At 79.3% G+C, this 1,080-nt stretch carries 1 pseudogene; it reads left to right on the top strand.

The window, feature by feature from the left end:
• Positions 1–382: 382 nt before the first annotated feature.
• Positions 383–1,080, top strand: a pseudogene (locus tag ACFV0Q_RS41950) (hypothetical protein); the annotation flags it as partial.

The following is a 1,080-nucleotide window of genomic DNA, read 5'->3' as shown; positions in this document are numbered from 1 at the left end:
CGCGCTCCCGCCGGCCGGGACGCCCGCGGCTCCGGCGGCGGGCGGGCCCCACCCGGCGGCGCAGAGCAGGAGCGCCGCGGACAGCAGCGCGCCCGGCTTCCGGCCGGAGCCTCGGTGGCGGGCGGAGCGGGGATCGGGCACGGCGGCACCCTCCTGAGCGACGGGACCCGGCCCACTGTGCCCGGCCCGGGGTCCTCGGCCCGTGCCGGCCGGCGCGTGTCCGGACGGCGCCCCCGTACGGCCCGGGGAGAGACCCGTTTGCCCGCCCCGAATGGCGCAGCGCGGGCGGATGCCGCTGAATGTTACCAAGCGTGCGCTTCCCATGACGCACGATGACCGGCGCGCGACGTGTAGACCCGCGTGTCGGCGAACGGAGCTTTCCATGAATGACCCCAGCACCCTCGCGGCGAAGGAACACGACGAACGCGACGGTCCTCCCCCCGACCCGGACCCCACCCCGGAACCCGCCCCCACCCCCATGCCCGCCACCGCCCCCATGCCCGCCACCGCCCCGGACCTGCCGGGCCACGACCCCCACAACGAGCCGATACGAACGCTGCTGGAGACGGCCGCCACCTGCCGTCCCGTCGAGGAGGTCACCGCCCTGGTGAGCCTGCTCAAGCGGACCGGCGGACACACCGACCCCGGACACGACGCGCTGCGCGCGGCCGCCGTCGCCCGCCCCGTCCACGACGTCCGGCGGATGGTCGCCCTGCTGGCCGAGCAGCCGCAGGAGGAGGCCGAGGCCGACATCACCCTGCGCGCGGCGGCCGTCGGCCGGCCCATCGAGGACGTGGCCCTGCTGGCCAGCATCCTCGGCCCCGGGGGAGCGCCGCACGGCGCACTCGAAGCAGCCCCCGAAGCGGCCCCCGGCGCAGAGCCCGCCGGAGCCCCCGCCGCGGTCCGGCCCGCCCGGCCCGCCCCGGCTCCGGCGCCGCCCCCGCTGCGCCGGCCCGTCCCCGCGGCCCCGTCCCCGGCGCCCGTCCGCGCACCGGCGTCCGCTCCGCTCCGGGACGCAGGTGCGCTGCGCCACCGGCTGCGCTGGCCCACGGCCGCCGCGTTGCTGCTGTGCGGGGTCTC

It is taken from the genome of Streptomyces sp. NPDC059564, from assembly GCF_042735575.1.
GTDB lineage: Bacteria > Actinomycetota > Actinomycetes > Streptomycetales > Streptomycetaceae > Streptomyces.
The sequence above is the reverse complement of the archived record's forward strand: the minus strand, read 5'-3'. Positions and strand labels throughout refer to the sequence as shown.